Genomic DNA, 22,581 nt, shown 5'->3' with positions numbered 1-22,581 from the left:
GCATCCACGGCGGATGCCCAACCTGCCGCCGGAGCACCGGGCTCGATGACACACCTGGGAGATGGGAGACGGCAAGCCTCGTGGACACACCAACATCGCCGGGACGGTCGCGAAATATGCAAGCGATCCGGCGGGCGAACACGAAGCCTGAGGTCGAGCTCCGTTCGGCTCTGCACCGGGGTGGCTATCGCTTCCGGAAGGATCTCAGTGTCTACACCTCATCGCGCAGGGTCCGGCCGGACATCGTCTTCACCGCGCGCAAGGTCGCGGTATTTATCGATGGCTGCTTCTGGCACTGCTGCCCTGAGCACGGGCGCCAGCCGTCGGTCAATTCGCAATACTGGTCGCCAAAGCTTCAGCGCAACGTTGAGAGAGACAGGCTCGCCGACGCTGCTCTGCAGGATGACGGCTGGGCTGTGGTTCGCATCTGGGAACACGAGCTTCTCGTTGACGCGGTCCGGAAGGTCACGGCTGCCCTCGACGCTGACCGCGACTAGCTCACCTTGGAGCGCATCTGGGTTAGATACTCGTGGCGGATGTGGTCGTCCTGGCCGATGAATGCCCTGAAAGTGCCAAGTCTGTAGGTGGCCTCGCCAGACGCCGACTCGCCCTCGTGCATGTCGAAGTCGCGCGTCAGATGCTTCAGCTGGATCTTGATCTCCTCACGAGTGAGCGCGCCATTGATTCGCTCGTAGATCTGATCAGTCGTGAGCGGCGCGTCCGCTCCCCGCAGGACTCGGTAGACCTCGTTGTGAGTTGCGGTCTCAGTCTGCAGTCGCGGCTCGCCTTCGTGATTCAGCGCAGCGACGATCTGGCGGCCGATCGCCTTGGCAACCGGAGGGGGAAATGCATTGCCAACCTGGCGGTACTTGGAGGTCTTTCGGCCGGCAAACAACCACTTCTTCTCGTCCCAGCCTTGTAGCCGTGCAACCATCTCGACCGTCAACTTGGGGTTGTACCCCTTCGGCGTACCAGCAGGCGGGGGCTCGTCTGCGACGCCGAGTCCGTCGACACCCATCTCCGCCCACGCACGCTTGGCACGAGTAGGTCCGAGGTCGGCACCGCCATGCTTCTTTGATCCGCCAACAATGGTGGGAGCGATCCGATCGGCACGGCTTGCCCAGTGCTCAGCGTGTTCCCAACCGTTGCTGGCCATCAGGTCCACAAGCTCTTCACCGACGGTGCGCTGAACCGGGGTGGCCTCAGGCCAGCTGAAGTACGGCGCATCATCCTTACTAAGTGCCACCAGCACGAAGCGGGGGCGCAGCTGAGGAACATCGAAGTCGGAGGCCTGAAGTAAACGCCAGTCCGCGACGTAACCCAGTTCATTGAGGCGGTCGAGCACATGCTGTCTGTATGCCGAGAACCTCGGTGCCGAAAGGCCCCGGACATTTTCGAGCATGAGAGCCCGCGGACGCATGATTCCGCAGAGCTCAACAGCCCACGCAAACAGATCCCGCTCATCGTTCGCGCCGAGCTGCTTGCCGGCGATTGAGAAGGGAGGGCAGGGAACGCCACCTGCCAGCAGATCGATATCGCGGAATTTGGTGGGATCCCAGACCTCTGGGTCGGCCACATCACCCACACGCACTTCCCAGTCCGGCCGATTGAGCTTCAACGTTTCCGCCGCTTTAGGATCCAGCTCAACCGCCAGGGCATGATCAAATCCAGCGAGCTCAAGTCCAAGTGCCTGGCCGCCGGCACCAGCACAGATCTCCACTACCCGCAATGAAGTCATGAGACCTCCCCCGTGGTTCGAACATTTGTTCGAGTGTAGAGATGAGCACCTGGCCCGGTCAAATCCATCAAGCGGTCTGCGGCAAGCGCCCGGACGGCACAGTCCCAGCTCAAGCCTTGGGATCTACGCTGCATCGTCTCGGCGCATCTCATGCCGACTTCTTCCGCTCTGCCAGGGGATCGAACACGAGGAGCTTAGCCTCTACGCATCCTGAGTCGCAGGACGCCCGCCGGCCGTGGCTCGACTACTTTCTGAACATGGCTCACCACAGTCATCAGCACGCCGAGGGCCTGGACTCATGACGCGCCAGACGATGGCGGTTGAGGCGAGGAACGTAGCCGACCAAGATGCCACCGCTAGTCATTCAACCTCCCCCTGGAGCCTTCTCAGGTCTAGCCTGGATCTTCGACCGGGGAGGGGTGGCAGTGGCGGCTACTGGGATCTTCTTGAGGGTTGGGAACGAGCTCGCGCTGCTTGAGGAGATGCCGTACGACTCTGAGGAACTCTTGCAGGGCGCGCTGGCGAAGTATCCAGAGGTGATCGCGGGGCCGACGACCGAGGGCGATGGTGAGGCACGGCTCTTGCTTGTCAGCCGTGAGATGGGCGTGCCGACCGCGGAACAAGGGCCAGCGAACTTCAGCCTTGATCATCTGTTCATCGACCACGAGTGCATTCCTGTGCTGGTCGAAGTGAAGCGATCGTCTGACACGCGCATACGCCGAGAGGTGGTGGGTCAGATGCTCGACTACGCGGCGAACGCAGTGAAGCACTGGCCACTCTCGCTTATCAGACAGGCGCTTGAGACGCGTGCGGCGCAGGAGAACACGGCGGTTGAAGCGATGCTGGCTGAGCTTCGGCCGGGGTTGGAGCCGGAGGAGTTCTGGAAAGCTGTCGACTCCAACCTGATCGCGGGACGCATACGGATGATCTTCGTCGCCGATGCGCTGCCTCCGGAACTGGTTCGCGTGATCGAGTTCTTGAACGAGCAGATGAATCCGGCTGAGGTCCTCGGCGTGGAGCTTCGTCAGTTTGTTGGCGGCACGTCGGTTGCCTACGTCCCTCGGGTGGTTGGGAGGACGACGGCCGCTATCGGCGCCAAGAATCCAGGCGGGCGTCAGTGGACGCAGGATTCCTTCCTCGAGGCGACGCGTGCGCGCTGCAGTCCGCAGGAAGTCGCGCTGGTGGAGCGGCTACTCGCAGATGTCGACGCACGCGGAGTCAAGCTGTCGTGGGGTCGAGGGGCAACTCCCGGTGTCGGCGGTTGGTACAACATCGATGGCCATCCGACGGCGGCCTGGGTGCTGAACATCAATACGGACAGCCCTACCAGCAAGGCCTATTTGGTGTTCTACTTCGGCGACGTCATCGAACGGAAGGTCCCCGATCGGATCGAGGCCGCGGCAACGAAGCTGGAAGAGATCGCTGCTCTGAAGCACAAGATCGCTGATGCTCGCGCAGCTGGGTGGAGAAAGTATCCGTCGGTCCGCCTGGTCGATGTGGTCTCGGATGCTCACGCCACCGAGACCGTCTTTGAAGCGATCACGGAGTTGATCGACGGTTGACGCAGCGTTTGCCGCAGGAATCGGCGTGCTGTTCTGCCTCAGTCTGACCGCTCGTTAGCGGGTTAGGTCGGCGGTGAATTGGTAGGCGTCGCCTCTGTAGTGGTTGGTGCCGGAGAGGAGGGGGGTGGTGTCTTGGGTGAAGGCTATTTCGGTGGCTACGAGGATGGCGCCGCCGGTGGGGAGGTTGAGGAGGGTCGCGAGGGTGGAGTCGGCGTTCTGGGCTTGGACGGTGTAGCGGGAGTAGGAGAACTCGAGGCCGTGGGCTGAGAAGAGTTCGTAGAGGGACGCGTCAGTTAGGTCGACGGTGGTTAGCCAGGGGGCGATGGCGACTGGGATGACCAGGTCTTCGACTGTGACGGGGCGGCCGTCCATGCCTCGGAGGCGGCGGATCGCTACGACGGGGGTTGTGGGGGCCAGGTGGAGGCGGTGGGCCTCGTCGAGGGTGGCGGGGCGTTCGCGGCGGTCCAGGAGTTCGGAGCTGGGGCGGAAACCCAGTTCGTGAGCCATTTCGGTGAAGGACTGGAGTCGGCTCGGGGGTTCGCGGAGTACGAGGTCGCGGACGTACCAGCCTCGTTGGGGTGACGGGACGATGAGGCCGTCGTCGGAGGCAGCCTGGAATCCGACCCGGACGGTCATCCGGCTGAGGCCGGTCTCGAGGGCGAACTGCCGTTCGCTCGGCAGCCGGCTTCCGCTCGGGTAGCGCCCGCTGACGATCCCCTCGCGGATCCGTTTCTTGACCCGCTCGATGGCGGAATCCCCTGTCGTCACGACCGTCACTATACCAGTTCCAGGCCCAACTGACCGTAAAACTCAAAACTGGTTCGCACTGGCATAACTGGTTTCGACGTCGTAAGGTGGCGGCAAATCACGGGACACGGTGAAGGAGTCACGATGGTCACCAGGCGGACGGTGTTGAAATCGGGGGCCGCGCTCGGCCTGTTCACGGTGGCTGGTTGCGCGCCGCAGGGCAGCAAGGCCAGCAGTGCCCCGTCCACGCCCGCCAAGTCGATCGACGTCGCCAAGGCCGGCGCGGTGACGCTGTCCATGCTGGATTGGTGGTCCGGTGACGCGGCCCAGTGGGTTGCCAACGCGGCGAAGGCGTACCAGGCGAAGTACCCGAACGTGACGATCAAGCGCACATCGGTCGACTGGGGTCAGCTGACCCAGACGGCCAATCTGCGGTTGAAGGAGAAGAACCCGCCCGACATCATCACGGTCAACAACGGATGGCAGTCCCTGGGCACGCTGTCCAAGGCAGGGCTCGTCCTCAACCTGGACGGCTACTCGAAGGCGTTCGGCTGGGACAGGTTCCCGAGCACGATCCTCCGTCAGACCCAGTTCACTCCTGACGGGAAGGAGATGGGCTCTGGATCACTGTTCGCCACGCCTGTCGCCAGCTCGTCGTTGATCGGCCTCTACTACAACAAGGCAGTCCTGGGTCGCCTAAACGTAGTGCCGCCCACGGACCTCGCCTCCTTCGAGGCCGCGTGCGAGAAGGCCAAGGCCGCGGGCGTCGTACCGATCGGCTACGGATCGCAGGACAAGGGTTCGTCGACGGCGATCCTTCTCGCCCTGCAGGACCTGTACGGCGACCAGAAGAAGATCAACGACTTCGTCTACTCGACGGGCTCGGTGAAGGCCGCCGAGATCGGGCTGACGGAGGCGGCGGAACGCCTCAAGTCCTACCAGGACAAGGGCTGGCTCACGCCCAACCACGCGGGCATCCAGTACGCCGATGCCGCCGACAACTTCCTCAAGGGGAAGTCCGCGTTCCGGTTCGAGTACACGGGATCCCTTGCGTTCAAGGGCGCCCAGAAGCAGGAGTACGGGTACGTGCAGCTCCCCCAGGCCGCTGGCGGGAAGGTCGTCGGTACGGGCGCATCGACCGCCGTCGCACTCGGCTCGAAATGCGCGCACCCCGATGTCGCCGCCTCGTTCCTCGACTTCCTCGCCGGCCCGCAGACCGCGCAGTACGTCGTCGAGAACGGTCTCCTCCCCCTGCTCAACGAGGTCAAGGCACCGTCGGACAACCCCGAGTTCGGTACGGAGATCGCCGGTCAGCAGGCGCTGGACAAGGACAACGGCTACGTCCCGTACTTCGACTGGTCCACGCCCTCGATGCTGGACACCCTCGGTGGTCAGGTGCAACTGCTGCTGGCCGGCCGGGCCGCCCCGGACGCGTTGGTCAAGGCGGTTCAGGCCGACTACGACAAGTTCCAGGCCGGACGACGATGACCGTTCAGACCTCTCGTCTGGCGGTCGGCGCCAAGACGCGAGCACGAACGGTCTCGAGGCAGACGCAGAAGCGGCGCTGGATCGGACTGCTTTACCTGTCGCCCGCACTCTTGCTGTACGGCGCAATCGTCCTGGTGCCGCTGCTCCAGACGGTGAACTACTCCTTCTACAAATGGGACGGAGTCAGCGAGCCGTCCTGGGTCGGACTGCAGAACTACCTGGAGTTCGGACGGGACCCGCGGATGTACGCCGCCTTCGGGCACGTCCTCGTGTTGATCCTGATGTTCGGCCTGATCCCGCTCGGCCTCGGACTGATCTCGGCCGCCTTGCTCAGCAGGGCAAAGATCCGTGGTGAGGGGATCTACCGCTGGTTCCTCTTCCTGCCGCAGGTGTTGACCAGCGTTGTGGTGGCCATCATCTGGAAGCGCATCTACGCGCCCGACGGCCCCCTGAACAGCACGCTGCGCTGGGTCGGCCTGGACCACCTGACTCGCAACTGGCTCGGTGACTTCACCTGGGCCTTGCCGTCGCTCGGCATGATCGGCGTCTGGGGTGGCTTCGGTTTCACCATGGTGCTGTTCCTGGCCGGCATCCTCGCCATCCCGGACGAGCTGTACGAGGCCGCTCGGTTGGACGGTTCGACGCGGTGGCAGGAATTCCGACTGATCACGCTCCCCAGCCTGCGCGGCCAGATGGCCATCGCGCTGACCCTGACCATCACCGGCGCGCTGCGGACCTTCGACATGGTCTACATCACGACCCAGGGCGGCCCCGGGAGTGCCACGACCACCCCGGCGCTTCTCCTGTACCAGTTGGCCTTCGTCAACCCTGATGTCGGCAAGGCGTCAGCGACCGGCGTGGTCCTGGCCGTCCTGTGCCTCGGTATCGCGGTCGCCATCACGCGGATCATGGAGAACAAAGACCGATGATCTCCAGGTACGAGCGCGCTTCGAACTACGTGATCGTGATCGCGCTGACGGTCGGGGTACTCTTCCCCGTCGCGTGGTTCGTCCTCACCTCCCTGAGCCCCAACACCTCGGGCGCCTTGGACCTCTCGAGGATCTCGTGGGGCAACTTCGGAGCGGCCTGGCGTGACGGCAACCTCGCCCACTCCATGTACGCGTCCTTGGTGATCACCGTGAGCGCCGTTGCCGGACAGACGGTGCTCGCAATCCTCTCTGGATACGCATTCGGCATCCTCGGAGTCGTCGGGGAGCGCTTCCTCTTCCCGGTCATCCTGCTCGGGATGATGGTGTCCACCGAGGTGATCGTCATTCCGCTGTACTACGAGTTCGAGCGCATCGGACTCACCAACTCCTGGTTGGGACTGGTCATCATTCAGCTCGGCATGGGAGTCCCCTTCGGGACCTATTGGATGCGGGCAACCTTCAGAGCGCTCCCCCGATCGGTGATGGACTCCGCAGCCGTCGACGGAGCGGGAGTGTGGAGCACGCTGTGGCGCATCTTGGTTCCGATGGCTCGTCCCGCGGTTCTTACCTTGGTCCTGCTGTCGTTCATGTGGACCTGGAACGACTTCTTCCTGTCCCTGATCTTCCTGGGCGATCCCGAGAAGCAGACCGCGACCGTTGCCTTGGGCGCCTTCCAGGGACGGCACGTGCTGCAGGTCAACCTGATGGCAGCCGGTTCACTGATCGTCTCGCTGCCGGTCGTGGCTCTTTATCTGTTCTTCCAGCGCGAGTTCATCAGCGGCGTCATGGCCGGCGCGGTCAAGGAGTGATGTGACCACCCCTATCACCGTGCTGTCCACCGCAGCCGAGATCGGCGAAGTCATTGCCCGGCAGATTCTGGATCAGCTCGCCACCAAGGATCGGTACGTTGTCGGCTTCCCCGCCGGTCGGAGTGCAACCCCGGTGGCAGCTGCTTTGACCCGGCTGGCGCACCAAGGCGGCGTACGCATGGACGGCCTACGGGTCGTGATGATGGACGAGTACGTGGAGGGCCGAGCCGGACAATGGACGCTGTTGTCGCCCCACACACCGCACAGCTGCATCGGTTGGGCCCAACGGAATCTGGTGACACCCCTTGGCCTGCGCCCGGACAGCGTGATCGCCCCCGATCCCAACGAGCCCAGCGCATTCGAGCAGGAGGTCGTCGAACTGGGCGGCATCGATCTCTTCCTGCTGGCCAGTGGTCAAGGCGACGGCCACGTCGCGCTCAACGGACCGGGTACGCCGCGGGACGCGCCCACCCGGGTCGTAACGTTGCCTCAGTCAACACGGACAGACAACCTGTCCACGTTCCCGCATCTACGGTCCCTTGCGGACGTCCCGACGTACGGCGTCACGATCGGTACAGCGGAATTGGCGGAGCTCTCGCACTCCGCAGTGATGCTGCTGTGGGGATCGAACAAGGCGTACGCCTTCGACCGTATTCGCGAGGCCGACAGCTACGACCCGTTGTGGCCGGCAACCATCGTCCACGACTGCCGCAACGCCTTCATCTACGCGGATGAAGAAGCCGCACAGACGTCAGAACGAGAAGGAGTCTCATAAGACATGGCTCGCATCAAGATGGCCTACATCGGCGGAGGATCCTCCAGAGCGGCCGGCACCATGGCCTCGTTCTTGTGGCACGGCCCTGAGTTCGCGGGGTCGGAGGTGGTGCTCGTCGACAAGGACCCGGACCGTCTGGAGACCGTCCTCAAGATCGCGAAGAAACTCGCTGCGGAGGGCGGGGACGGCATCACCGTCACGGCGACCACGGACCAGCGAGCCGGCTTGGCTGACGTCGACGCCGTACTCACGAGCTTTCGCCCCGGCAACTTCGCCGCCCGCGCGCTAGACGAGCGGATCCCACTGAAGCACGGCGTCATCGGGCAGGAGACCCAGGGGCCTGGCGGCTTCTTCATGGCGCTGCGTTCCATCAACGACATGCGCGGCATCACCGATGACCTGCAGGCCGTTGCGCCGAACGCGGTGATCTTCAACTACACGAACCCGGTCAACATCGTCTCCCAGGCGGTCGCGGACTACACGCCGATCCCCATCTACTCGATGTGCGAGGGGCCGATCGTGTTCCCACCCGTCGTACTGAAGGCTGCTGGGCTCGACCCCGATCGAGCCAAGGTCACCATGGCCGGCGTGAACCACAACTGCTGGAGCTACGAGCACCTGTACGACGGGCAAGACGTGATGCCGTTGCTCGAAGCGGCCTGGGAAGAGCGCAAGAACGACCCGACCCTCGACGACAACTCGAAGCGAGCGCTGCACCTCGCCGTGGTCATGCAGTCCATCCCGTCTGACTACTTCAACTACTACTACTTCCGGAACGAGCTGTTCAGAGCGCAGCAGGCGTCGCCGACAACCCGTTCGGAAGACATCATGAACGCCGTTCCCGGTTACTGGGACCATTACCGCGAACAGGCCGAGGCCAGCCATCCTCATCTCGACCCGGCCCGGTCGCGCGGCGGGATCCACGAACTCGAGCTGGCCATCGACGTGATGAGCGCGTACTACAACGACACTGGCGCCCGTCTGCCGGTCAACCTTCCTAATGTTGACAATGCACTTCCGGGCTTCGACGCGGAGACTGTCGTCGAGGTGTACTGCACCGTGAACCGGAAGGGTTGCCACATCGACCCGCAACAGCCGCTGCCCCTCGCCGTTCGGGGCATCACGCGTCAGCTCGCCGACTACCAGATGCTGGCGGCGAAGGCAGCTTGGGAGGGCACCCGGGCGGACGCCATCCGGGCGCTCATCGCGAACCCCTTGGTGCCAGATTTGTCCGTCGCCGAGAACTTGTACGACGAGATGGCCGCCGCGCACTCGGCGTACCTGCCGGAAAGACTGCTTGCGTGAGAGACGTCTTCCTTGCCGTCGACGCCGGCAACACCAAGACCTGGGCGGGCTTGACGACGGCCGACGGTGACCTCGTCGGCCTCGCCCGCGGCGGGGTCGGCGACATCTACGCGCCGGCTGGGGCTGAGGCCGCCAAGGACGTCGTCCTCAGCCTCGTCGGCGACGTGCTGCAGACCGCGGGTCTGTCGCATTCCGACGTAAGGTATGCCGCCTTCCGGTTGGCGGGTGTCGACTGGCCGGCCGACTCGGAGTTCTGGACCACGGCGCTGAGCCCGCATTTCGATGTGAGGCGCTTCAGTATCAAGAACGACGGCTTCGCCCTGATTCGGTGCGGCCGGCTTGATGGGCAAGGCATCTCCGTCGTGCTGGGCACCGGGGCCGCGCTGGCCGGCCGCGGTCCGGTGAAGGAGTGGGCGCTGTCGTGGTGGCTGCAGCACCCGCTCGGCGGCGCCGGCCTGGTGAGCCAGGCCCTGCGAGCGGTGTATCTGTCCGAGCTCGGGCTGACCGAGTCCACGAAACTTACGGCCGTGCTTCCCCCACTGCTCGGCGCATCGACGCCGGAGGAGATGCTCGAGACCACGACCGAGCGGGGCAACACGTTCAACTTTGCGGCGCTGGCGGCGTACGCACCGGCGGTACTGGCGCTCATCGATGACGACCCTGTGGTGGCTGAGTTGGTCGACACGCAGGCGGAGCACCTCGCCGACTACATCCTCAGCCTCGCGCGTACCTGCGGACTGGCCGATCCGGTCTCCGTGGTGGTCGGCGGCGGTCTCGTCCGGGAGCCGAACGCGCCGATGTTCGCCGCGCTTCGCCGTACGTGCGATCGTCGGAATCTCGGCCTCGACCTTCGGCACACTCAGGACCCCGCCCTCGTGGGGGCGCTGCTGGACGCTCTGGCTGAAGGTGGGGCCAATCCGACCGAGGCGATGCGCGACAGGTTGACTCAGAAGCTCAGGTGATGGCACTGACCTGATTCTTTTGTTGGAAGAGTTGGCGTCCGCGCGCAAGGGTGGAGGTATGGACTTCACTCATCTTGGGCGTACTGGATTGTCGGTTAGTCGGATCGTGTTGGGGACGATGAACTTCGGGCCCCACACCGAGGTGGGGGACGCGCACGCGATCATGGACGCGGCGCATGACAAGGGCATCAACTTCTTCGACACGGCCAACGGGTACGGGCGGGCCATCTACCCGGGCCGGACCGAAGAAATCATCGGCGAATGGTTCGCGAAGGACCCGGCGAACCGGCACAAGACCGTGCTCGCCACCAAGGTCTACGGCGACATGGGCGAGGGCTGGCCGAACGAGGGCAAGCTGTCGGCGCTGAACATCCGGCGCGCGCTGGACGCGTCGCTGAAGCGGCTGCAGACCGACTACGTCGACCTGTACCAGTTCCACCACGTGGACCGTGCGACGCCGTGGGACGAGATCTGGCAGGCGATCGAGGTCGCGATCCAGCAGGGCAAGATCCTGTACGCCGGGTCGAGCAACTTCGCCGGATGGCACATCGCGCAGGCCCAGGAGGCCGCGGCGCGGCGCAACTACATCGGCCTGGTCAGCGAGCAGTCGATCTACAACCTGCTGGTGCGCGACGTCGAGCGCGAGGTTCTGCCGGCAGCGCAGGAGTACGGCCTCGGCGTGATCCCGTGGTCGCCGCTGCAGGGCGGCCTCCTCGGCGGCGTCGTACGCAAGGAGAACGAGGGCGTACGCCGCCTCGAGGGCCGCTCCAAGGAGACCCTCGAGAAGCTGCGTCCGCAGATCGAGCAGTACGAGGCGTTCGCCGATGAGCTCGGCCACGAGCCGGGTGAGCTCGCGCTGACCTGGCTGCTGCACCAGCCGGCCGTCACCGGGCCGATCGTCGGGCCGCGGACGATGGAGCAGCTGAACTCCGCCGTACGCGCCGTCGACATCAAGCTCGACGACAAGGCCCTCGCCCGCCTCGACGAGATCTTCCCCGGCTACAAGACCTCCCCCGAGGACTACGCCTGGTAAGAGCAGCACAGAGGCCGTCGTACCCGCGGGGGGTACGACGGCCCTCCTCTGCCTGGATCGCTGCCTGTTCCTAACCGCCGATGCCGGATTCATGGGCCTTCAGGGCGGCGGCGGTGCGGTCGGGGACCTGGAGCTTCGTCAGTACCTGGGAGACGTGGTTGCGGACGGTTTTCTCGGACATGCCGAGGCGCCGGGCGATCTCGTGGTTGCGGCAGCCGGCTGCCAGCAGCTCGAGGACCTCGCGCTCCCGCGGGGTCAGGTCCGGGAAGGCGCGCGCGATAGGCGATTCGACCTGGCGGCCGGAGTAGAAGGCGACGATCCGCCGGGCGACGGCGCCTCCGTACACGGCCTCGCCGGAGGCGACGGAGTACACCGCGCGGACGATCTCTGCTCCGTCGGCGCCTTTCACCAGGTAACCGCGGGCCCCCGCGCGCAGTGCGGCGAAGACGTGCGCGTCGTCCTCGTGCATCGTGAGCACCAAGATCGGCAGCTCGGGCTGCAGACCCAGTAGCTGCGCGATCGCTACCACCCCGTCGAGGCCAGGCATGGACAGATCCGTCAGTACGACGTCTGGCGACAGGTCCCGGACCGCATCGACCAACGCGGCGCCGTCCCCGACGCTGGCGACGACGTCGATGCCGTCGGCCTGATCGAGGACGGCGGTCAGCCCGTAGCGGTACATCGGGTGGTCGTCGGCCAGGACCACGCGAAGCGTCATGGCGCCTCCAGCGGCAGTACTGCGGTCACGAGCGTCCCCCGCGGTTCGGCGAGTTCCACGCAGACCTCTCCCCCGATGTCGGCGGCGCGTCGTCGCATCGAGTCGAGCCCATGCCCGGCGGCAACCGCCGTACCCAATCCGCAGCCGTCGTCGAAGACCCGGACCCGAAGGTCTCCGTTCGCCTGGTTGAGCCGGACCGTGCAATGGTCAGCGGCCGAGTGGCGCGCGACGTTCGTCAGGGACTCGGCGACGATCCGAAACGCCGCCTCCTCCACCTGCGGCCGCAGCAGCGGCAGCGCTTCCGTCCGGAGATCGAAGGCAGGACCACCGGGCTGACCCATCCCGAGCGACGACGCGGTGTCGCGCACCGCACCCTCGAGCCCGTGCAGATCGAGCGAGGTGGGCCGCAGCCCATCGAGTACCCGGCGGATCTCGCTGACCGCGAGCTCGGCCTCCGCGCGAGTCCGCTCGAGCAGGGCCGGTACGGCGTCGGGATCAGTCCGATGTGCGGTGCCTGCGGCGTGCAGGCCGAGCGCGATCCCCGCGAGTGACGGCCCGAGGCCGTCGTGGAGATCCCTGCGCAGGCGATCGCGTTCGGCGAGGGTTGCGGTGGTCACGCGAGTCCGTTCGTGGGCGAGTTCCTCGGCGAGGCGCGCGGATCGGATCACGACCGCCAAGTGCGGCGCCAAGGCTGTCACCAGCCGCGCGTCCTGCTCGGTCACCTGCGTCGCACCGCGGCGCGGTCCGATGGTCAACGTCCCGAGCTGCACTCCCCTGTGCCGCAGCGCAACGTCGAGACCTGGGCTGTCTGACGACCCCACCTCAGCGACCGGTCGGCCGTCGACATCCCGCACCACCGCGTACGACGTACCTGCGGCTGAAGCGACTGCCTCGAGCATGGAGACGACCGGATCATCATGCTCGATCTCGAGCCCGGCGCCGACTCGGTCGACGAGGGCGAGTGGATCGGCGCGATCACCGAGTACCAGACGATCGACGAGGGGTCGCAGGCGCGCTGCCACGGGAATCACGAGTACTGCCACCACGGCCGACGCGGCGAGGAGTGGCAGCGGTCCCTCGGGTACCAGGCGGGCAATGACGGTGGTGAGTCCGCCGACGACCAGGGCGACGAGCAGAGTCAGCGGGACATAGAGCAGCGTGCGACGCAGGGCGACCTCGATGCCAAGCAGGCGGTAGCGCAGTACGCCGATCGTCACCGCGACCGGGACCAGGCCGTAGGCGATGGCGAACACCACCCCGTACTCGGTGAAGACTGTCGCCAGCATCGCCGTGATCACGCTCAGCAGCCACAGCAACTGCTGCCGCTCCGGTGACTTGGCTCGGACTGCGCGGACAAGTGTTCCGACGACGGTGACGGCCGCCGTACAGATCAGGAGCGCAGCCGCCGACAAGCCGAGGCCCCAGTTCCACCAGGACGGCGTGTCCCACGGCAGCCGCGTCCCGCGCACGGTGTCGTCGACTCCACCTGGACCAGTGGCAGCCGCCAACACGATCAGCCCGATACCGAGGAGCGCCGCCCGCACGTGCCACGACCAGAAGGCCGACGACGGTCGTCCGGTCGGGTAGAGCGGTGGCAGCACGATCACCGGCAACAGCAACGACGGGATCCAGGTCCACGATGCGAGCCAGACCGCCGCGAGGCCCAAGGGCAGCGAGTGGTCAGGGTCGGTGAGCGCACGGGTGGCGTACGAGTCCACGGCTACGTTCGTCACCTGGAGCAACCCCGAGGCGACCAGAATCCAGCCGATCCAGTTCCTTGGTCGCAGGTGGATCAACGCTGCACCAGAGATCGCGAAGCAGGCGACGATCAGTCCGAGCCACAACTCGGGGCCCGAGGCGACCACCTCCGGGCGGGACATGACACCGCCCGAGAGTGAGAAGGGGACCGTCCCGAACAGGGCGAGGGTCAGGGCAGCGATCGACCAGCCGCCGATGCGGCGGACCAGGTCCTCATCACGCTGCGTCCCCATGGCCAAAGTGTGCGCCCGATCGGGCCAGATGTCCTGGGACAGAGGTCCCGGTCCACGCGGGCAACTCTCCCGGCCCGACCGCGTCCCGTGACAGATCCGTCCCGCCGGTCAGTGGTGGTGCGCTCGAGGCAAGCATTTCTCAGACCAAGGGGGTTCCCATGACTACCACCACGAGCGCGTCACACCGACTCGACGTGCTCAGTCCGCTGTGGGCGGCGGCAACCGGCGCAGTGATCTATGGCCTCGCAATGACAGCCGGCGGGGTCTTCAATCTCAACGCCGACGCGGACGATGCACCGGCCACAACGGCCGGGGAGATCGCGCTGTACGTCGGGATCGTGGTTGCTGCCGGCGTCATCGCGGTGTGGCTGGGCCTGTGGGCCCGGGCGGGATCGCCCGGCCGGCTCGCCGGGACCGCGCTCGGCCTCGGCATCTCGGCAGCCGCGACGTACATCGTCTTCTGGTCGGGGTGGCCGCTCGTGTTCGGCGCGGTCGCCATCGTCCTGGCGCTGGAGCATCGGCGCCGGGTCGGATCGTTCGGGGCTGTCACGATGACCGCACTCGTCCTCGGCGCGATCGCTCTGGTTGCTGCTGCCATCACCTGCGTACTCGGCTGAGGGGGCGGAGATGAAGCACAAGCTGGCTATTGCGTTGGGCGCTCTGACCCTAGTCGGGGTCTCCGCTGCTCCCGCATCCGCGGGTGGGGCCGAGCATTCGTTCCTCATCGAGGACTACGACAACTACGAACCCTTCGCGGCGGGCGACGGTCCCTGTGTCTCCTGGCCGGGCACCTTCCACGAGGTCCGGTCGGGCGGGTATCGGCTGGTGGCGCCACCGGGCGGACAACTGGCCGGGGAGTTCCACGTCAACGGCGTCATCGACGGCCGGGTCGAGCTGATCCCGGACGATGCCACCCTGCCGACGTACTCCGGTACATACCGCGAGAAGGTGAACGGGGTGGTGACAGCGCTCACCGATGAGGGCGACGTCTCGCGAGTCGCGCAGTACCGGCTCCGCAGCACACTCCGCGGCACCGACGGCACGGTCGTCGACCTCCGGCTCGCCGGCAAACTCACCCTGAATGCCAACGGCGTCGTGGTGGTATCCCGCGACACCTTCTCCTGCGGCTGAAGCACCCACTGGTTCGGCGTCCTCGCGACATCACGGCGGACGCCGAACCGCTCTGCACGGGCCCTGTCGACGTCAGACCGGGTCGATGCAGTCGACGAAGAGGTGGACGATGTCGCGGGGGTCGGTGCGGCGCCAAGCTATGGCCAGTTCGGCGGGTGGAAGGTCTGGGACGGGTCGGAAGGTCACGCCGGGGCGTTCGTAGAGGCGGGCGTTGCCCTTGGCGATGAGGGCGACGCCGACACCTGCACTGACCAGTTCCAGGACCTCGTCGGCGGCGGTGGCCTCTGCCGCGATCAGCGCCGGGCCGGGGCGGGCGTCCAGCGCCAGCCAGAAGTCGCGGAGTGGGCCCGCTGCGACCGGCAAGGCGACAAATGGTTCCTCGAGCAGCGAGGCGAAGGGGATCTCGGCGCGGTCGGCGAGCGCATGTCCTGAGGGCAGGGCCACCCAGCGGTCTTCGCGGATCAGGACTCGGGTTGCCAGCCCGGTAGGTACCGGGAGCCAGACGAAGGCAACGTCGCTGGTGGCGTCGGCGAGGCCGGCGGTTGGGTCATCCCAGCCGACGAGCCTCAGAGCGACCGTCCAGCCGGGGGCGCGTTCGCGGAAGCGTTGGACCGCGGGGCGTTGGAGGTCGCGGCCGACGGCGGTTTGCATGCCGACGACCAACTGCCGAGGGTGGCTGAGTGCCCGCGCCTCGACGTACCCGCGGTCCCAGGTCTCGAGCATCGCTCGTACGACGGGGAGCAGAGCACTCCCCTGGTCGGTGAGGGCCAGGCCGCGCGGCAGTCGCTCGAACAGCTCGAAGCCGAGCCGCCGCTCGAGCGCTCGTAGCTGCTTGGACAGCGCGGGCTGGGAGACGAACAGGCGTGCGGCCGCGGCCGTCACGGTCAGGTCCTCGGCCGTGGCGACGAAGTAGCGCAGTTCCCGCAGGTGCGCATCCATAACCGATGGTTATATCAACAGGTCTTGGACGGGCAAGCACCCACGACCCGAGGGTGGAGCCATGACAACACTGCGCAATCTCGGCGGGCTCCAGGTACCGGCGATCGGGTTCGGCGCGATGGTGCTCTCGCCCGGCATGTACGGCGAGATCGACGACGACCGCGGTGTCGCGGCGATCCAGGCGGCGATCGAGGCCGGCGGGACGTTCATCGACACCAGCGACGCGTACGGCAACGACGCGCACAACGAACGGCTGGTCGGCCGGGCGATTCGCGGGCGCCGCGAGCAGATCACGGTCGCGACCAAGTTCGGGCTGAAGCTGTCCGACGGCGCGCAACCCCATCCGCTCGAGGTTGGCTTCGCGTTCGAGGAACTGCTGGTGAACGCCGAGCCGAAGTACATCCGCGGCTACGCCGAGAGCAGCCTTCGCACCCTCGGGATCGACGTGATCGATCTCTACTATCTCCACTTCCCCGACCCGCAGGTCCCGATCGAGGACTCCGTCGGGGCGATGGGCGAGCTCGTTGCCGATGGCAAGGTTCGCCATCTCGGAGTGTCGAACGTGATGCCGGACGAGCTGCGCCGGGCGCACGCCGTCCATCCGATCGCCGCGGTCCAGACCGAGTGGTCGATGTGGCGGCCGGTGGATCCCGAGTTGCTCGAGGCGGCGCGTGTGCTCGGCATCGGCGTCGTACCGTGGAGCCCGCTCGGCGCGGGTTTCCTGACCGGCACCGTGCGGAATCTCGGCGCGGACGACTTCAGGAACAACGCACCACGGTTCGACTCGGACAGCCTCAAGGCGAACAATGCGTCGTACGCCGCTCTCCAGGCGCTGGCCGCGGATCTCGGGATCACCCGGAGTCAGCTCGCGCTCGCCTGGTTGCTGCACCAGGACCCGGCCGTGGTGCCGATCCCAGGGAGCCGTACGCCGGCGCACATCGCCGAGAACCTGGCCGCCGCCGACGTCACCTTGCACCCGGACACGCTCACGCGGATCGACGCCGTACTCGCTCGCCTCAAGCCGGTCGGCGCCACGCTGCTGCAGGACGCACGGTGAAGTGCTCGCCGTTGCCACGATCGCTGTGGCACTCGTCGGCTAACGGCGAGGCCGAGTCAGGGAAGCCGATCGGGCCTAGTATGCGTAGCGGTTGTGGGGAGCATGCCGATGAGGGCGTCGGCGGCTAGGGAGGCGGCGGTGCCGGTGGGGACGGCTACCGAGACCTGCCAGTCGGAGGCGCTGCCGGGGGTGAGGCCGACGGTGACGTGGTCGCCTCGTTTGGCGGCGATGCGTTCGGGGACCAGGGCGACGCCGAGGTTGTGGGCGACCAGGGCCAGGAGCGTGTGTACGTCGTTCACCTCGATCGTCACCGGGTGAGCGACGCCGGCGGTGGCGAAGGCCTGGTCCGAGATGGCGCGGGCGCCCCAGGTCGGGTCGAAGTCGACGAACGACTCCCCCGCCAGGTCGTCGAGCGTGACCGCGGTCGCGTTGGCGAGGCGGTGGTCGGGGGCGCAGACGAGCACCATCGACTCGCGAGAGAGCGGGCGGAGGTCGAGGCCGTCGACCGGGTCGCCCGCGGTCGCGACGAAAGCGACGTCGAGCCGGCCGGACGCCAACTCGTCGAGCATCGGGGTGGAGCCGGCCTGGCGGACCTCGATCTCAACGCCGGGGTAGGCGGAGCGGAACTTGGCGAGCAACGCCGGTACGTCGACCACCCCGAGGCACTGCTCCAGCCCGACCGTGAGGTGACCGCGCAGCAGACCCTGGACCGCGGCGACCGCGTCCTTGGCTGCTTCGGCGGCGGCGAGCGTACGACGTCCTTCGCACAGGAGCGCCCGCCCTGCCTCGGTGAGCTCCACGCTGCGGGTGTTGCGGACGAACAGTGGGGCGCGGAGCTCACGCTCGAGCGCGCGGATCGAGGCGGACAGGCCGGACTGGGAGATCGACATCGCCTCGGCGGCTCGCGTGAAGTGCTTCTGCTCGGCCACCGCCACGAAGTGTTCCAAGTGCCTCAGCTCCATGACTAAGAACTCTAGTCGATCGAAGCAAAACGATTCACCTATCCCGCATGTTGGCCACTGCCTTGGCGAGGTACGCGGTGAGGATCGGTAGGGTGGTGGCATGGCGGATGAGGAGTTTCGGGTTGAGGTTGTGCTCGGGAGTGAAGAGCACAGGTTGTCGTTCTGGGACCGGTTGCGGGCACTGGATCTGGATGACGATGCCAAGAAGCGGCTCGGGAACCACGTGACGGTGACCCGGGACGGGAACCGGATGCTGATGTACACGCACACCCTCGCGGATGCGCAGGAGGCCGAGCGGACCGCCAAGGAACTCGTTGCCAAGGACAAGCTCGATGCCGAGTACACGGTGACGCGGTGGAATCCGGCCGAGCAGGAGTGGACCGACCCGAGCGTGCCGGTGGGTGAGCACGACGCGGCCAGCGACGCGGCGAAGAACGCGGGCATGGAGGTCCCGGACCCGCACTACGTGGCGATGCAGGCCTACAAGCCGCAGTTCCTGCGCGACCTCGGCCTCTGACAGCCGCACCGAGTACGACGGGGTGGTCCTGGAGCCACCTAATCTGACCCGCATGCGCGTTGAACTGCGGCCTGCGGTGGAAGAGGATCTCGGGTTGTTCCGGCGGTTCGCGGTCGAGCCGTGGTTGATCGGGCTGGACTGGGGTGGGTTCCGTGACGCGCAGGCGTCGGTACGGCGGTTCGCCGAAGACGGGTTCCTGGGTAAGGACGACTCCCGGTTGATGGTCCGGGCCGACGACGAGACCGCCGGGCTCGTGAGTTGGCGGACCAGGTCGTTCGACGGCAGGACGTCGTACTGGGAGATCGGGATCGCACTCCTGCCGGAGTACCGCGGGCGCGGGATCGGGTGGCGCGCGCAGGCGATGCTGACCGAGTACCTGTTCCATCACACGCCGGTGCAGCGGGTCCAGGCCGCGACGCATCCGGAGAACGTGGCCGAGCAGAAGTCGTTGGAGAAGGCGGGTTTCACCCTCGAAGGGGTGATCCGCGCGTGTGAGTTCCGGGCCGGAAAGTACCGCGACGGGTATCTGTACAGCAGGTTGCGGGACGACCCGGGGCCTGTCCTCGACAACGGTTCGGTGACGGGACCGGGTCACCACGCCTGCGGGGAACCCTCGGAGCACTAATCTCGGCGGGTCGTTGCAGGCTCACTCGATGAGGTTCTGCGACCCTGAAAAGTGCTCGAGGGAGAGGGGAATCGTGTCTCGTCGACGTGGTCTCGTTGCCGGTGCCGTCGTACTGGCGTTCGTACTCGCGGGGTGTTCCGACGTGGCCGCGAGTGAATCGACGCCATCCCCCTCGAGTACGACGACCTCGAGCACGCCTTCCGCTTCCGTCAGTACGCCGAGCGCGAAGCCGACCACGACCCCGACGGCCAAGCCGAAGCCCAAGGTGAAGCAGAAGCCGCAGTACTACGCGCTGCGCGTGGAGCGGCAACTCGACAAGCTCGGGTACCCGGTCGGCGACATCGACGGCGACATCACCGTCCGCGCCAAGCAGGCACTGTGCGCGTGGCGCGAGACCAACGGCCTGCCGGTCAGCCGCGGCGGCCTCACGCTGACCGACGCGTACTCGGTGCTCAACGCAACCAAGCGCCCGACGCCGACCCGCTCCCCCGGCATCTACGTGAACAAGACCTGCCAGATCCTGTACCAAATCGTCGGGAAGACCTACAAGCGGATCGTCTGGATCTCGACCGGCGCACCCGGGTACGAGACCCCGAACCGCACCGGCAAGGTCTGGCGCAAGTGGGCCGGCGCGCACGAGAGCAGCCTGTACGACGACGCGTTCATGTACGACTCGCTCTACTTCCTGCGCGACCGCCCCGGCATCGCCCTGCACGGCTCCCGGGTCAACTCCCTGATCAAGCCCTACCCCGCCAGCCACCGCTGCGTCCGCGTCATGCGCCCCGAAATCCACCAAATCTTCGCCGACACCCCCATCGGCACCAAAGTCCAGGTCTACGGCGAGTACTGAACCGGGGTAACGCCCACCGCCTAGTCGTGGGGGTGGAGGCGTTCTATGTGGGGGCGGGGGGCGCCGTCGTAGGGGTTTGGGGGGAGGCCGGCCAGGAGGTCGGGGAGCTGGAAGGTGGGGAAGAGGCTCAGGTCGAAGAACGCGACGGCGTGGATGATTCCGGCGGCGGTGAGGGTGAGGACCTGGATCTGGAAGGCTCGGTGGATGTTGTCGGTCGGGTCTCGCATGTAGACGGCGAACGCCGGTTGGCGGTTGGCCTTGACCGGGACGAGGATCTGGTCGCCGGGACCCTTCGCCGGGCAGTGGGTCGAGATGAGCCGGCCGATGTTGCGCGCCCCGCGGAACCACGAGGTGAACGGCGGCATCTCCCAGATCGCGTCGTCCCCGAAGAGCTCGACGATCGCGGGTACGTCGTACTCCTCGAAGGCGCGCGCATACCGGCCGAGCAACTCCGGCTGGTCGAGTTGATGACCTGGCGCCGGGCGGAAGTGTGACCTGGCCTGGCGGATGTCGACCTGACCGAGCAGATCGGTGATCCGTGGCACGGGCCAGCCTTCGACGTCGTGCAGGATCACAGCGGCTCGCTCGTGAGCGGGGAGTCGTTGCAGGGCGGCGATCAGTTGCAGATCGATCAGGTGGTCGTCGGCGAGCGTGTCGGGGATCGGTTCGAGCCAGAGCACCTCTGAACGCCGGCTCAGCTCACCCTCGGGGTCGCCGCTCGCGGGAGCGAGGTCGGTCGGGAGCAGGCGCGCGCCGCCTCGGTGGAGGCACTCACGCGTCGCGACCTCGTGGGACGAGGCACTGTCGGCGACTTGGATTGCTTCGGTGACGGAGCCGAGCATTCGGTAGCAGTGGGAGATCAGCCCGCGCTGCAGTGGGTCAGCGCGAACCGCCACCTCGTCGAACACGTTGCCGTCCATCAGCCCAAGTCTTCACCCCACAGGCCAGTCTCGCCGCTCGGTCTGCTGGCTGTCGAGATATCCGGTCAGGGCAAGTGCGGTCAGATCCTGATGATGCGGTACGGCGAGCTGCGCGCCGATCGGCAACCCCGAGGAGGACCAGCCGACGTTCACCGTGGTCGCCGGGTGGGCGGACATGTTGTAGGGCACGGTGAACCCGATGTGCTCGAAGGGTCTCGACGGGTCGTCGGTCGGATACGCGAGCTCGGCCGCGAACGCCGTGATCGGCGCGACCGGCGACAGGATCACGTCGTACGACGTGAACACCGCGGTGACCGCGGATGCCATCGCGCCCATCTGGCTGAAGCCGTCGAAGACGTCGAACCCGGACAGCTCGACGGCCGTCGACACCCAGGAACGGATCTGCGGGAGCACCTTCGCACGGCGTTCCTCGGGCAGCGCCGCGATGTCCGCCGAGGACCGTACCCGCCAGAAGCGGTCCAATCCATCCAGCATCTCGCGTGTGATGATCGGAGCGATCGGCTCGACGATCGCCCCAGCTTTCTCGAGTACGGCGGCCGCCGCCGCGACCGCCGCGGTCACCTCGGGGTCCACGGGCAGACCAACGCCGGCGTCCAGCAGGAGCGCGACGCGGAGATCCTCGACGCGGATGTCCCCCGTGTACTCATCAGACAGCGACGGGAACGACGTGTGGTCGCGCGGGTCGTAGCCGGACATGACCAACAACGCCAGCGCCGCGTCGGCCGCCGTACGGGTGAGCGGGCCGATCGCGCGACCCGGGTACGGGTTACCGACGGCGATCCGGCCGTGCGTGGGCTTGAGTCCGACCAGTCCGCACCACCCGGCGGGCAGGCGGATCGAGCCGCCGATGTCGGTGCCGAGGTGGATCGGTCCGTACCCCGCCGCCGCGGCCGCCGCGGCGCCGGCGCTCGAACCACCGGCCGTCTTCGACAGGTTCCACGGGTTGCGCGTCAGCTGATGGAAGGTCGACACGCCCGACGAGAGCATCCCGTACTCCGGCATCGTCGTCTTACTGAAGATCACCGCACCGGCGTCGCGGAGTCGTGCCGCGGCCGGCGCGTCCTCGGTGGCCGGGATCAGCACCGTCGCGGCGGTGCCTTGCGGGACCGGGGTGCCGCGGGTGGCGATGTTCTCCTTGACTGTCACGGGTACGCCGTCCAGCGCACCGGCGACTCCGTCACGCCAGCGGCGCTCCGACTCCTGCGCGGCGGCCAGGGCGCCGTCCGGGTCGAGTGCGTACGTCGCGCAGATCCGTGGCTCCAACTCCTCGACCCGCGCGAGCACGTCCTCGATCACCTCGACAGGTGAAATCGAACGGTCGCGATAGCGAGACAGCAGGTCAGTCGCGGTCAGATCAGCGAGACTCATGCAGGCTCCTCAGTGTCGAAGATCGAAACGGCGTCCCAGTTCGGCGGACGACGCAGCCATCTCAATTGGATCGAAGTGCGCGTCAGGTGGGTGGGTCGAAGCGGCCGTCGACCGCGGTCCAGCCGCCGTCGACG

Annotated in this window: 23 protein-coding genes; 15 read left to right on the top strand and 8 right to left on the bottom strand. The window is 66.7% G+C overall.

Annotation, left to right across the window (positions count from 1 at the left end):
• Positions 1 to 80: 80 nt before the first annotated feature.
• Positions 81 to 497 (top strand): very short patch repair endonuclease, encoded by a 417-nt coding sequence (locus AB0E63_RS36870; RefSeq protein ID WP_360376549.1) that lies wholly within the window; start codon positions 81 to 83, stop codon positions 495 to 497.
• On the opposite strand, the gene AB0E63_RS36865 is transcribed toward AB0E63_RS36870, so the two are convergent.
• Positions 494 to 1,738 (bottom strand): DNA cytosine methyltransferase, encoded by a 1,245-nt coding sequence (locus AB0E63_RS36865; RefSeq protein WP_360376547.1) that lies wholly within the window; start codon positions 1,736 to 1,738, stop codon positions 494 to 496. The two genes, AB0E63_RS36870 and AB0E63_RS36865, sit on opposite strands and share 4 nt — an antisense overlap.
• A gap of 482 nt (positions 1,739 to 2,220) precedes the next feature.
• On the opposite strand from AB0E63_RS36865, the gene AB0E63_RS36860 reads away from it, so the two are divergent.
• Entirely contained in the window at positions 2,221 to 3,300 is a 1,080-nt protein-coding gene (locus AB0E63_RS36860; protein WP_360376544.1) for a hypothetical protein, read from the top strand.
• A 54-nt stretch (positions 3,301 to 3,354) separates the two neighbouring features.
• Here the strand turns inward: AB0E63_RS36860 and AB0E63_RS36855 are convergent, their stop codons facing one another.
• Positions 3,355 to 4,068, bottom strand: a complete 714-nt coding sequence (locus AB0E63_RS36855) for a GntR family transcriptional regulator (protein ID WP_360376541.1) — start codon at positions 4,066 to 4,068, stop codon at positions 3,355 to 3,357.
• A gap of 123 nt (positions 4,069 to 4,191) precedes the next feature.
• Between AB0E63_RS36855 and AB0E63_RS36850 the strand changes: the two genes are divergently transcribed.
• From AB0E63_RS36850 to AB0E63_RS36820, 7 genes are read left to right on the top strand one after another with little or no spacing between them, the layout of a single operon-like run.
• Entirely contained in the window at positions 4,192 to 5,535 is a 1,344-nt protein-coding gene (locus AB0E63_RS36850) for an extracellular solute-binding protein (protein WP_360376538.1), read from the top strand.
• On the top strand, positions 5,532 to 6,464 hold the full coding sequence (locus AB0E63_RS36845; RefSeq protein ID WP_360376535.1) for a sugar ABC transporter permease: 933 nt from the start codon (positions 5,532 to 5,534) through the stop codon (positions 6,462 to 6,464). Before AB0E63_RS36850 ends, AB0E63_RS36845 begins: the two co-directional genes overlap by 4 nt.
• Positions 6,461 to 7,273, top strand: a complete 813-nt coding sequence (locus tag AB0E63_RS36840) for a carbohydrate ABC transporter permease (RefSeq protein ID WP_360376533.1) — start codon at positions 6,461 to 6,463, stop codon at positions 7,271 to 7,273. The genes AB0E63_RS36845 and AB0E63_RS36840 overlap by 4 nt, the downstream gene beginning before the upstream one ends.
• Before the next feature lies 1 nt (position 7,274).
• Positions 7,275 to 8,048: a hypothetical protein gene (locus AB0E63_RS36835; RefSeq protein ID WP_360376530.1), complete on the top strand. Its 774-nt coding sequence runs from the start codon at positions 7,275 to 7,277 to the stop codon at positions 8,046 to 8,048.
• A gap of 3 nt (positions 8,049 to 8,051) precedes the next feature.
• Positions 8,052 to 9,353, top strand: coding sequence for a glycoside hydrolase (locus tag AB0E63_RS36830; RefSeq protein WP_360376527.1), 1,302 nt, complete (start codon positions 8,052 to 8,054; stop codon positions 9,351 to 9,353).
• Entirely contained in the window at positions 9,350 to 10,315 is a 966-nt protein-coding gene (locus AB0E63_RS36825; protein ID WP_360376524.1) for a BadF/BadG/BcrA/BcrD ATPase family protein, read from the top strand. The genes AB0E63_RS36830 and AB0E63_RS36825 overlap by 4 nt, the downstream gene beginning before the upstream one ends.
• Before the next feature lie 58 nt (positions 10,316 to 10,373).
• Positions 10,374 to 11,348 (top strand): aldo/keto reductase, encoded by a 975-nt coding sequence (locus AB0E63_RS36820; protein ID WP_360376522.1) that lies wholly within the window; start codon positions 10,374 to 10,376, stop codon positions 11,346 to 11,348.
• A gap of 70 nt (positions 11,349 to 11,418) precedes the next feature.
• Here AB0E63_RS36820 and AB0E63_RS36815 read toward each other — a convergent pair whose 3' ends face one another.
• The gene (locus AB0E63_RS36815) at positions 11,419 to 12,066 is read right to left on the bottom strand and encodes a response regulator transcription factor (RefSeq protein WP_360376520.1); all 648 of its coding nucleotides are present in this window, start codon (positions 12,064 to 12,066) and stop codon (positions 11,419 to 11,421) included.
• Complete coding sequence (locus AB0E63_RS36810; RefSeq protein ID WP_360376518.1) at positions 12,063 to 14,057, bottom strand: sensor histidine kinase; 1,995 nt, start codon at positions 14,055 to 14,057, stop codon at positions 12,063 to 12,065. Before AB0E63_RS36810 ends, AB0E63_RS36815 begins: the two co-directional genes overlap by 4 nt.
• Positions 14,058 to 14,215: 158 nt before the next feature.
• Here AB0E63_RS36810 and AB0E63_RS36805 point away from each other — a divergent pair, with 158 nt between their 5' ends.
• Together AB0E63_RS36805 and AB0E63_RS36800 are read left to right on the top strand one after the other, a co-directional pair.
• A complete protein-coding gene (locus AB0E63_RS36805; protein WP_360376515.1) occupies positions 14,216 to 14,674 on the top strand; it encodes a hypothetical protein in 459 nt (152 codons plus the stop codon).
• A gap of 10 nt (positions 14,675 to 14,684) precedes the next feature.
• A complete protein-coding gene (locus AB0E63_RS36800) occupies positions 14,685 to 15,188 on the top strand; it encodes a hypothetical protein (RefSeq protein ID WP_360376513.1) in 504 nt (167 codons plus the stop codon).
• Between the two features lie 72 nt (positions 15,189 to 15,260).
• On the opposite strand, the gene AB0E63_RS36795 is transcribed toward AB0E63_RS36800, so the two are convergent.
• On the bottom strand, positions 15,261 to 16,127 hold the full coding sequence (locus tag AB0E63_RS36795) for a LysR substrate-binding domain-containing protein (RefSeq protein ID WP_360376510.1): 867 nt from the start codon (positions 16,125 to 16,127) through the stop codon (positions 15,261 to 15,263).
• 61 nt (positions 16,128 to 16,188) lie between these two features.
• On the opposite strand from AB0E63_RS36795, the gene AB0E63_RS36790 reads away from it, so the two are divergent.
• Positions 16,189 to 17,184: an aldo/keto reductase gene (locus tag AB0E63_RS36790; protein WP_360376507.1), complete on the top strand. Its 996-nt coding sequence runs from the start codon at positions 16,189 to 16,191 to the stop codon at positions 17,182 to 17,184.
• A 56-nt stretch (positions 17,185 to 17,240) separates the two neighbouring features.
• On the opposite strand, the gene AB0E63_RS36785 is transcribed toward AB0E63_RS36790, so the two are convergent.
• Positions 17,241 to 18,146 carry a LysR family transcriptional regulator gene (locus tag AB0E63_RS36785; RefSeq protein WP_360376505.1) on the bottom strand — a complete coding sequence of 302 codons (906 nt, stop codon included), beginning with the start codon at positions 18,144 to 18,146 and terminating at the stop codon, positions 17,241 to 17,243.
• A gap of 100 nt (positions 18,147 to 18,246) precedes the next feature.
• On the opposite strand from AB0E63_RS36785, the gene AB0E63_RS36780 reads away from it, so the two are divergent.
• The 3 genes from AB0E63_RS36780 (at position 18,247) to AB0E63_RS36770 (ending at position 20,138) form a co-directional block, all read left to right on the top strand.
• The gene (locus AB0E63_RS36780; protein WP_360376502.1) at positions 18,247 to 18,663 is read left to right on the top strand and encodes a hypothetical protein; all 417 of its coding nucleotides are present in this window, start codon (positions 18,247 to 18,249) and stop codon (positions 18,661 to 18,663) included.
• Between the two features lie 52 nt (positions 18,664 to 18,715).
• Positions 18,716 to 19,288 (top strand): GNAT family protein, encoded by a 573-nt coding sequence (locus AB0E63_RS36775; RefSeq protein WP_360376499.1) that lies wholly within the window; start codon positions 18,716 to 18,718, stop codon positions 19,286 to 19,288.
• A gap of 73 nt (positions 19,289 to 19,361) precedes the next feature.
• Positions 19,362 to 20,138: a L,D-transpeptidase gene (locus AB0E63_RS36770; protein WP_360376495.1), complete on the top strand. Its 777-nt coding sequence runs from the start codon at positions 19,362 to 19,364 to the stop codon at positions 20,136 to 20,138.
• Between the two features lie 20 nt (positions 20,139 to 20,158).
• On the opposite strand, the gene AB0E63_RS36765 is transcribed toward AB0E63_RS36770, so the two are convergent.
• Complete coding sequence (locus AB0E63_RS36765) at positions 20,159 to 21,058, bottom strand: hypothetical protein (protein ID WP_360376492.1); 900 nt, start codon at positions 21,056 to 21,058, stop codon at positions 20,159 to 20,161.
• A 12-nt stretch (positions 21,059 to 21,070) separates the two neighbouring features.
• Positions 21,071 to 22,447 carry an amidase gene (locus AB0E63_RS36760; RefSeq protein WP_360376490.1) on the bottom strand — a complete coding sequence of 459 codons (1,377 nt, stop codon included), beginning with the start codon at positions 22,445 to 22,447 and terminating at the stop codon, positions 21,071 to 21,073.
• Between the last annotated feature and the right edge of the window lie 134 nt (positions 22,448 to 22,581).

Source organism: Kribbella sp. NPDC026596 (assembly GCF_040638415.1).
In the GTDB taxonomy this organism is placed as follows: Bacteria; Actinomycetota; Actinomycetes; order Propionibacteriales; family Kribbellaceae; genus Kribbella.
The sequence above is the reverse complement of the archived record's forward strand: the minus strand, read 5'-3'. Positions and strand labels throughout refer to the sequence as shown.